Annotated in this window: 8 protein-coding genes; 7 read left to right on the top strand and 1 reads right to left on the bottom strand. The window is 40.7% G+C overall.

Annotated features, from left to right (window positions below):
- Window positions 1–210: 210 nt before the first annotated feature.
- From AB7U36_RS11120 to AB7U36_RS11110, 3 genes are all read left to right on the top strand, one after another.
- On the top strand, window positions 211–657 hold the full coding sequence (locus tag AB7U36_RS11120) for a hypothetical protein (RefSeq protein WP_428159846.1): 447 nt from the start codon (window positions 211–213) through the stop codon (window positions 655–657).
- Window positions 657–1,424, top strand: coding sequence for a succinate dehydrogenase/fumarate reductase iron-sulfur subunit (locus AB7U36_RS11115; protein WP_428159845.1), 768 nt, complete (start codon window positions 657–659; stop codon window positions 1,422–1,424). The genes AB7U36_RS11120 and AB7U36_RS11115 overlap by 1 nt, the downstream gene beginning before the upstream one ends.
- 339 nt (window positions 1,425–1,763) lie before the next feature.
- A complete protein-coding gene (locus tag AB7U36_RS11110) occupies window positions 1,764–2,513 on the top strand; it encodes a hypothetical protein (protein ID WP_428159844.1) in 750 nt (249 codons plus the stop codon).
- Between the two features lie 39 nt (window positions 2,514–2,552).
- On the opposite strand, the gene AB7U36_RS11105 is transcribed toward AB7U36_RS11110, so the two are convergent.
- Complete coding sequence (locus AB7U36_RS11105) at window positions 2,553–4,439, bottom strand: DUF294 nucleotidyltransferase-like domain-containing protein (protein WP_428159843.1); 1,887 nt, start codon at window positions 4,437–4,439, stop codon at window positions 2,553–2,555.
- 361 nt (window positions 4,440–4,800) lie between these two features.
- Between AB7U36_RS11105 and AB7U36_RS11100 the strand changes: the two genes are divergently transcribed.
- The 4 genes from AB7U36_RS11100 to AB7U36_RS11085 form a co-directional block, all read left to right on the top strand.
- Window positions 4,801–6,249: a dynamin family protein gene (locus AB7U36_RS11100; protein ID WP_428159842.1), complete on the top strand. Its 1,449-nt coding sequence runs from the start codon at window positions 4,801–4,803 to the stop codon at window positions 6,247–6,249.
- Between the two features lie 87 nt (window positions 6,250–6,336).
- Entirely contained in the window at window positions 6,337–6,660 is a 324-nt protein-coding gene (locus AB7U36_RS11095; RefSeq protein ID WP_428159841.1) for a SelB C-terminal domain-containing protein, read from the top strand.
- Between the two features lie 33 nt (window positions 6,661–6,693).
- Complete coding sequence (locus AB7U36_RS11090; protein ID WP_428159840.1) at window positions 6,694–7,893, top strand: DUF2333 family protein; 1,200 nt, start codon at window positions 6,694–6,696, stop codon at window positions 7,891–7,893.
- Between the two features lie 250 nt (window positions 7,894–8,143).
- On the top strand, window positions 8,144–10,264 hold a 2,121-nt coding region (locus AB7U36_RS11085), incomplete at its 3' end, for a DUF294 nucleotidyltransferase-like domain-containing protein (protein ID WP_428159839.1).

Raw genomic sequence — 10,264 nt, 5'->3', positions numbered from 1 at the left:
CTTTTCTGCCTGGGTGGCGCCAACTTCTCAGACCACGGTGCGAACCGTCTTGGTGCAAGTGCTCTGATGCAGGGTCTTTCAGACGGCTATTTCGTTCTTCCCTAGACCATTGGCGGATCCCTTGCAACCCAGTCTCTGACGAATGTAAACACTTCTCACCAGGCGTTTAAAGATGCAGAGAAACAGCTTACTGAGAAATTGGACAAGCTTATGAACATTAACGGCAAGAGAACTGTTGATGATATGCACAAAGAGCTTGGCCTTATTATGTGGGATTACTGTGGCATGGCCCGTAATGACGCAGGGCTGAAAACGGCAATCCAGAAGATTCAAGCACTTCGCGAAGAATTCTGGGAGAATGTCAGTGTTTCAGGTAACCGCAAAGATTTTAACCAAACTCTGGAAAAAGGCTACAGACTTGCTGATTACCTTGAATTCGGCGAGCTTCTGGCTCGTGATGCGCTGATGCGTGAAGAATCCTGTGGTGGCCATTTCAGGGAAGAGTCCCAGACAGAAGAAAACGAAGCCAAGAGAGATGATGAAAAATTCTGCCATGTAGCTGCCTGGGAATATGCGGGTGAAGGTAAAGACCCGATACGTAACACAGAACCACTTGTTTTTGAGAATGTGAAATTAACGCAAAGGAGCTACAAGTGATGGAAGAAAAATTTATTAATCTGACACTAAAGGTCTGGCGCCAGAAACGGGGTGAAAAAAAAGGCAAAATTGAAACCTATCAGGCAAAACATATTTCCACTGACGCCTCCTTTCTGGAAATGCTTGATATCGTGAATGATGATCTGACAATTGCCGGCATTGAACCTATTGCCTTTGATCATGACTGCCGCGAGGGAATTTGCGGAATGTGCGGCCAGGTTGTAAACGGATATGCTCACGGAGAAGAGAAAGGCACCACCCTTTGCCAGTTTCACATGAGACGTTTCAAAGATGGTGACACAATTTTTATTGAACCTTTCAGGGCAAAAGCGTTTAAGGTAGTAAAAGATCTTGTTGTTGATAGAAGCGCCTTTGATAAAATCATCCAGGCTGGCGGTTATATAACTGCTAAAGCCGGGGGTGCTCCCGAAGCAAATATTTTTCCGGTTACCTATGAAACTGGTGAACTTGCCATGAATGCAGCGGAATGTATTGGGTGCGGCGCCTGCGTCGCGGCTTGCCCAAATGCTTCTGCAATGCTCTTTGTCAGCGCTAAGATTTCCCATCTTGCTCTGCTTCCCCAGGGCAGACCTGAGGCAGCTAAACGCGCATTGGCTATGGTAAGAACCATGGATGCTTGCGGCTTCGGCAACTGCTCAAACGAAAGAGAATGCGAAGCATCATGTCCTAAAAACATTCAAATAACAAATATTGCACGTATGAACAGAGAGTTTCTCAAAGCAGGAATTCTTTCTACCGCTATGTAAGACTGAGAAAGAACGAAACATTACAGGGTGGGACTTAAGTTCGTCCCACCTTTTGAACTTAGCGCCCTTTTGGCGGGCTTTATGGTTCCCCAAAATGAAAATCCTATATTTTTAAATTAAAAATTTAAAAATAGTATGTAGTAATATAATATGAAAAAACAAGACACGGCAAAAATGATAAGAATTAAATGGCCTCAGCCGTTTTTAAAATTAATTAAATCAATTCTTACTCCCTATGTATAATTCGGCCTATCGCCGGTATTAAGAAGTAATGCCGTGAAATCATCTCAAGTTAGCAATTTACTACAGGAAAACAAAACCCTTTTCATTATCATTGTTGTGGGCCTTTTCTTGCTTGAAATTGAAATTTTTGCCCTTGCGGCCATGACATCGGGCAAACAATCCATCCTTCAGGTGCTCGATACCCAGGGCAATATTATTCATGAAACCAGTGGAAATAATCTAAGCGAATTCAACAAGCATAACTTCGAGAAGGTGTTCGGTCCCCTTGGAAAGTACACGGTACGACTCAATACGCATGAAACGCCTTTTCCTTTTCGTGCCTGGTTCGTGGCTGCCATCTGTATTCCCATTGGGGCCATGATGCTTTTCGGGTTTCTCGTCAAAGCTTATCTGGCGCTCTTCCATGGTGAGGCATTGGCTGGTGACGATTCAACTCCCGCCAGCAAACCAGGTTTTGAAAACAACTTGGAGTCTACTCTGAACCGCATCAGCCGCATGAACATTTTTAATATCGGCTTTCTAATCTTCGTGGGGGTCATCTCATACTGGATTATCCCTAACATGATTACCTACCTGGGACACATCGGGATTGATTTATTCGTCCGTTTCGAAAAGGTGTTTATCGTACTTGGGGCCATCGTTGTGGGCGCAGTACTTTGGATTATTTATCTGCGCTACCTGCTTGCCAAAAAAAGTATCGAAAGCCAGATTGAAATCGAAAAACATCGTCTCAGCCTTGAATATCATTCCCAAACCGATGAACCGCTTTTATTAGAAAGTCCTTCCAACGAAGTTCAAAAGATCATTGATTACAAACCTGAAGATAAAGATACCCCGCCGTCCTAATTTATTTTGTTTCCGAGGTCCTAAGAAAAATTCTCCCAATCACATTACTGCCAAGAACTCCAATTGAAGTTTTGCCCTTTTTTCTGTTTTCTTTAATATTTCTTTTAATGTCTGCTGCTCTATTCTTGATAGCTTTTTAGGATTAATATTATTGTCAGGTTCTCTTTCTTCATTGATAATTCCATGTATTTGATTTATAAACCTTAAATTCATCATATAGCTATAAGAATGGCTTATATCATTATAATCGGATTCGCTTATTACCTTTTTTTTATATAGCAACTCTAATCGTTCCATAGTATTTGTAGCAGATATTTTATTTTGAAGCGCATATATTCTTGCAAAATCCACTACAAGCATCATAGCTCCCTTAATATCAAAAGTATTTTTTAATTTACCTTTAGATTCAACAATGAAATTACCAAAAATTCCTATAGGCAATCTAAAGTGAGAGGTGTTTTCAGCCATATACCTGAAAAAAACTTTCCTGTTTCCCAAAAAATTAAACAGATTCTCTCTAAGCTCATTTACTAAACTACTTTCGCCATATCCAATACGAAAATCAAAAAAAATACTTGTTTGGAGAAGACCCTCACGAGTCGCGTTATAAATCCATTCTTTAAAATAGTTTTTCCATATAGAAATAGGCTGACACCATTTTGGATTTTTTGCCATTATATCACCTTTACAAAACTCATATCCTGTTTTATCAAGCATATTACATACGTGTTCGCCTAACTTTAAAAAATATGCATTTACAGATTCAAATTCTTCCTCATTTACATCCTCAAAAATAATAGCATTATCCTGATCTGTTTTAAGCGTCTGTTCTTTTCTGCCTTCGCTTCCCATAACCATAAAAGCAAACTTGACAGGAGGTTGTCCTATTTCCGCTATAGCAAACTTTATCAGCTTTTCTAAAATCGCATCTGTTATTGCAGTAACAAAGTTATTTATATTCTGAGCTTTTGCGCCCTCATTAATTAAGCTATATATGCTTTGGGGGAGCTGTTTTTGTTTTTTTGATATTTCTTCATAAGATACAGCCTTATTTATTTCTTTTATAAATAAAAAGGGAAGTTTGCCTTGAGCATTTATAAGATCGCTATTTGAAATCACTCCTATGGCATCATTTTCATTGTTTCTTACGGCTAAATGTTTTACTCCTGTTTTCATTATTTTTATGAAAGCTTCAAAGACACTTGAATGCTCTGCCATGCTTATTAAAGGAGAAGACATGATATCAGAAATAGGATTTGAACTTTTTAAATCAGCAGCCACAACTTTATTTCTAAAATCCTGATCTGTTGCTATGCCTATAAATCTGCCTTCCTGTTTTATTAGAATAGAACTGCATCGGTGCTGTTTCATTAGAATTGCAGCATCTTTTATAGAATTGCTTGAACCGCAGAAAAGTACATTCCGTCTTATCACGCTTGATATAGAATTACTAAAAAACTGTATTGACTCTTCTTTATCATTTTTTTTTGCCACCAGATTTGAATATGTTTTATCAAGCATTCTTTTCCCGAAAGTATTAGTGAAATGATATTTAAAATTTTCATATTCATCACATAAAGATATAAAAACATTTTTAGGGAATGTATAAAAAGAAGTATTATCCTGTAGTTCCAAAGACCTTATAGCAACAGATTCATTCAAAAGAATTGATATTCCACCAAAAACTTCACCTTTATGTAAAGCATCTGTTACTATTTTTTTCTCTATATCTTCATAAAAGCGCTCTGCCGTACCTTCCTTTAATATATATATTTTTTCTAATCTTGACACTCCCTGACGAAACAATATTTTTTTCTTATTATATAATTCAACTTGAATCAAATCTGATATATGGTTAATTTCTTTTTCAGGTAAAAAAGAAAAAGGCTCAATCTTCGATAAAAATAGAAAATAATCCTGAGTCATATTTTATCCTTTTAAAAAATATTGTTGAAAGCTTTAAATCGCCCTTTTTTTTAAATGTATTTGAAACTGTATGTAGAACAAATATTTTAGTAAAAAAATAAACCTAATTTTTCAGCATAAATATAATATAATAAAAATACAGTATTTTATATCAAAATTTGCAGGGCTACTTACTTGCAGGAAGATTTATGACATTGGGGCCGCGTGGGATGTTTTATTGAAACAGCAGCCGGTACAATAAATCAAATTGACACCCTTGTGCTGTTTTTTTATACTTGCTAGATTAATGACAATATCTGTCGCCTGATATCATTATTTTTGAGCGGCACATTTTAATCTGAACATTATTTTGGAGAAATCCATGCATCGTGAAAATTATATGAATGCTCTTCGGGAAGATATCGTGGATACCATAACCAGGCACCTGACACCGGTGGCCCAGCGTTACGGTTACAGCGATATGCCTCTGGAGACCAATGTAAAATGGCGTCCCATGGTGCTGGTCATCGGCAATTATTCATCCGGTAAATCTTCCTTGATCAATGAATTTTTAGGCGCCAAGATTCAGGACACAGGTCAGGCCCCCACAGATGATTCATTCACCGTACTGACCTATGATGATTCCGTGCCGGAAACAGAAGGAATACGGGTGGTGGAACACCGAGACGGCAAGGTCCTGCTTAATGATCCGGAATACCCCTTTTCCACCCTTCGCAAACACGGCCAGCGCTTTGCAGCCCATTTTCAACTGAAAAAAATCAACTCTCCTTTTCTGAAAAATCTTGCCATCATTGATACCCCCGGTATGCTTGACAGCATTACCGAGCGGGACCGGGGATATGATTATCAGGAGGTCATCGGCGATCTGGCCCAGAAAGCCGGGCTAGTGCTGGTTCTGTTTGACGCCCACAAGGCCGGAACCGTGAGGGAGGCATATAAAAGCATTCGGGATACCCTGACCGCCCATACCTCTGAAGACCGGATCATTTTTGTACTCAACCGTATTGATGAATGCACTACTTTTAACGATCTGCTGCGGGTTTATGGAACCCTGTGCTGGAATCTATCCCAAATTACCGGACGAAAGGATATCCCCATGATCCGGATGACTTATTCGTCCAATGCAGTCGCAATCAAGAGGGATTCAGCATCTGTGCCCTCGTTTCTCCCCCTTCTTGAAAATCAGCGGGAGGATCTGAAACAGACCATTTTACAGACCCCCCGCCGCAGACTGGATCATCTGGCCACTTATCTGGAAATTCACGGGGAGCGTCTGGCCCATTATATTGAAGCCCTTCAGGCTTTTGGTCTGGAATTCCAAAGTTTCCGCATAAAAAAAATGTTTATCGGGTTTCTGATTAGCCTTCTGGGGGGAAGCCTGATTTCCCTTATCATGATGACACTGGGTTCAATGGCCGCCCCCACTATCCTGTGGTCTGTGGGCGGTGTCGGTGCCGGTCTGATTATGGTTTTATGGCTGGCATCTGTTCAGAAAAGACTGGAATACAAATTCCGTACCACTCGGATAGAAAACCTTGATACCCTCACCCCTGTTGCCGACCAGACCCGCAAAGACAGCTGGAGCGCTATCCGGGATCTGGTGTATCAGCATCTGAAAAAAAACAAAGGCGACTATTCCCTTTATGACCTCAAACTGGATCGATTTAACATCCGGAAGGTAAATGATGACGCCACCCACGAAATTCGGGAGGCATTGAGCGGATTCCAGAGCATGTCTGAGGATGATCTGAAAAAATGGGGAAAAGACCGTCTGACCCGTGAAGCCCATAAAAAGGATTTTCCCCAATAAGATGTTTGCATTCAAAAAAGCCCTGTCTGCCATACTCATGCCTTTTCCCCTGCCCCTGCACATTATGCAGACCAGCCTCTGGCTGTTATGGTTTTCCAAATGGCAGCAAGCCGGGCAACTTTACCCCTCTTATTCCCGGCCGCTATGAACAGACTGCGATGTATTACGGCTGCTATTCGAACGAATCCCATTGGGATTGTGCCCAGCTGGGGCTATATACAAGCTCTTGATAATCTTTTTTTTCTTTGTTATATCTTGTCAGAAAAGTGGTTCTTAATCCTTTACCAACGCCACAGTTTAAGGAGATTACGGGGGGCGTCGCGGAAATATTTGATCCCCCTGCTGGAATATTTTGATACCCGGACTGTGACTATCCGGGTTGGCGATATATGTAAGCTCAGACGAGCTTAACCCATAGATTTTTTTATTGGCAAGGAGAAAAATATGGAAGAGGCGAAGAACGTTACCAACGAAGGAGATGCGGTAAAAAAAAAGAGTTTTTTTAAAAAGATACTTACTTCCAAATGGTTTATCATCACAGTGCTGATCCTGGGCGTTTCCGGATATGCCACATGGTGGGGGATGAATTGGTGGAAGGATTTTTCGGCAAAAAGGGGCGGACAAACCCATGAGACGCAAATTGCCCCAAAAATAAACGCGACTCAGGACGCTCACAGCGCAGCAAAGAACATCACAATAGATGGTGCCCTGACCACGCATCAGCCCGCCGTCCAAAAACAGGATTCCCACGGAACCGCCCATAATACGGTCGAACCCCAAAAACACACTGCCCCTGACTCGGCTTTCAATGAGACCGCCGATAAAAATAAAGCAGCCACTCATGCGTCCGCAACACCGGCAGCCGGACATGGGACGACGCATACTGCGTCGGTGCGCACAGGTCCTCGCGGAGTGGCCTTTGTGGAAGCCTGCATCCAGCCCCTTGATCATGAATTAAACCACAGGTTCCTGGGATGGCGGCCCAATGACATAATCAGATTTGCCGATAATATTAAAAATTTGCAATTGGGTATTTTGGAAGTGACCCGCAGAACGGCTGTGGCCCTGGCCGAAAATCTTTCACGGACCGGAAGCACCGACGCCTATGTTCCCAGTCTGGAATACGCCATGAACTCATTCATGATCAAGCCCTCCGAATACATGTTTCCCTCGGCTGAAAGCAAATATCAGGAGGGGTTGGACGGGTGGCGAAATTATCAGCACATGCTGGAAAGAAAGGAGGAGCGTTTTTACCTACGTGTAGACAACCTGGTTCCTCTGTTCAAGGCGTATGAAAGCATCCTGGGTAGTTGTGATGAAAATCTGGTCAGGGAATTGGGAAATATCAGTACCTTTAAGGCCGATGATGTCTTTTACTACACAAAGGGCGTGGCCACTGCCATGGGCACCATCCTTGAGTCGGTAGCTCTGGATTTTGACGACACCATCGGATCGCAGGGGATGGATGTACTCCATCATGCTATTGAAGCCCTTCATCATGCCTCGCACATGAGTCCCTGGATCGTTCTGGAGGGCAAACCGGACGGCATATTCGCCAACCATCGGGCCAACATAGCAGCTCCCATCAGCCATGCACGCTTCTATCTGGACGTGCTGTCCAGGTCATTGACAGGCAATCTGTAACGCTTTTTTTCTCATTTTAACGGTTTTGGGGAGGATATCGACACCTCCCAACAAAGCCGATATATAAATTATGACCCGACATTGAGCAGGCACATTATAACTACTTATAATTTCAATATGTTAAAGAAACATCTACTCAATGTCGGATGACTTCCTTCTTCGGTCTGTGTTCATATTTAACTATATGGATACTAAAATGTTTGCAATAACATTGCGGGATTTTAACCTTTAACTAAATAATAAACACGCCATGTCAAACAAAGTCATACTAAAATTCTTTTTCTCTATTATCGTCCCGTCCATACTTACCATTTTGCTTTTTATCACTTCGATGTATGTGATCCTGATACCATCATTCGAAAAAAACATGATGAACAATAAAAAGGAAATGATCAGGGAACTGACCAACACTGCATGGAGTTTAATGAAAGAATATGACGATGAATACAAGAGTTCTTTAATCACTATTGAGGAAGCACAACGCCTTGCCTCAAAAAAAATTGGAAAAATGCGATATGGCGGTGAGGGAAAAGATTATTTTTGGATTACTGACATGAAACCAGTAATGATTATGCACCCCTATCGTCCAGAACTGAATAATTTAATGCTGGATGACTATAAAGACCCCCAGGGGGTCAGGTTGTTTGTTGAAGCAATCAAAGTTGTAAAAACAATGGACGAAGGATTTATCAATTACATGTGGCAATGGAAAGACGATTCCACTCAAATTGTCCCAAAGTTATCATACGTAAAAGGATATAAAGACTGGGGATGGATCATAGGAACCGGTATTTATCTTGATGATGTACAAGCTGAAATAGGAGCTTTAAAAGGAAGGCTAACAAGAATTTCACTGTTAATATCAGCGATAATTATACTTATCCTTGCTTTTATAATCAGGCAAAGCCTTAAAATTGAAGCCAGGCGAAAAAAGGCCGAAAATGACCTTTTAGAATCAAGGCAAAAATACAAAACACTGGTGGAAGCTTCATCAGAAGGAACAATTATGATCAAAGACAGCAGGATCATTTTTTCCAATCAAATGTTTGAACAGCTAACCGGAAAAACACATACAGAACTTGTTGCGTCTAAATTTGAGGATATTTTTAGCATTAGCTGGGAAGAAGTTTTATTATCTTGCGAAAAAACCAACAAATCCATTTCCATTGAAACCCAGGTAAAACAAGGTAAAGCTGCATTTCATGATATTGTGATCTCGGTAACAAGAATCTTCTTTGGAGAACAGGAAGCATATGTTGTGGTCACAAAAGATATCTCACGAAAAAAACAAACAGAAAAAATTGTTCAGAATTTAATCACCGAGCTTCAAAGCTCTCTGATATTAATGAATCAGCCAATTTCTCAATTTGTAAAGCCGGTTGTAAAAAGCAACCTGCAGACAACAGTAGCTGAAGCCGCCTCATTAATGGACCGGAAAAAGATGAATCTCATTTTTATTGCCGATAATGATAAAATGCTTGGCGTTGTCAATGATAGCGATCTGCGTAAAAGAGTTTTGGCAAAAAACAAAGATGGGAAGTCCCCACTTGTGGAAGTGATGACCTCCCCAATTATTTGCATTTCAAATACTGCCTTACTTTACGAAGTTGTTTTGGAATTCAGGAAACAGAACATCAGCCACCTGGCTGTAAAAAACGATAAAAATGAAATTATCGGAGTCCTTAGCCATGAAGATATACTTGAAATCCAGCATAATTCATTAAGCTACATCCTCAGGGAAATTGAATATGCCGAAACTGTTAATGCACTTAAAAAGATCTATGACAAGATACCGGTTCTTGTTAATGCGTTATTGGAAAGTGGTAATAAAACCGAATTGATCACCCATATTATTACATCAGTATCCGATGCAATGACAAATCGTATCATAACATTTGCTTTGGAAGACCACGGAGCACCTCCATGCCGGTTTGCTTTTGTTGCATTGGGCAGCGAAGGAAGAAAAGAACAAACCATTGCCACCGACCAGGACAATGCCATTATTTTTGAAGATGTCGGGGAAAATAATGTTCAAAAAATTAAAAACTACTTCCTTACCTTTGCTGAAACTATCAATAATAACCTGGCCCATGTTGGATATGAGTTATGTACAGGTGAAATAATGGCCAAAAATCCCAAATACACGTTAAGCTTATCGGATTGGAAAAAGCAATTTACAAGCTGGATTAACACCCCCCAACCTCAAAACATAATAGACACTGCCGTTTTTTTTGATTTCAGGTGTATTTATGGCGATAATTTTTTCACGGACGAACTAAGAAAACATATAAACCAGCTTATTGATAAAAAAGCCGTTTTTGTTTACCACCTTGCCCAAACTGTTATTCAGTACAGGTCCCCGTTAAACATT

The sequence above is a fragment of the Desulfobacter sp. genome (assembly GCF_050177295.1).
Note: the sequence above shows the minus strand (reverse complement) of the source record. Positions and strands in the feature narration are given on the sequence as shown.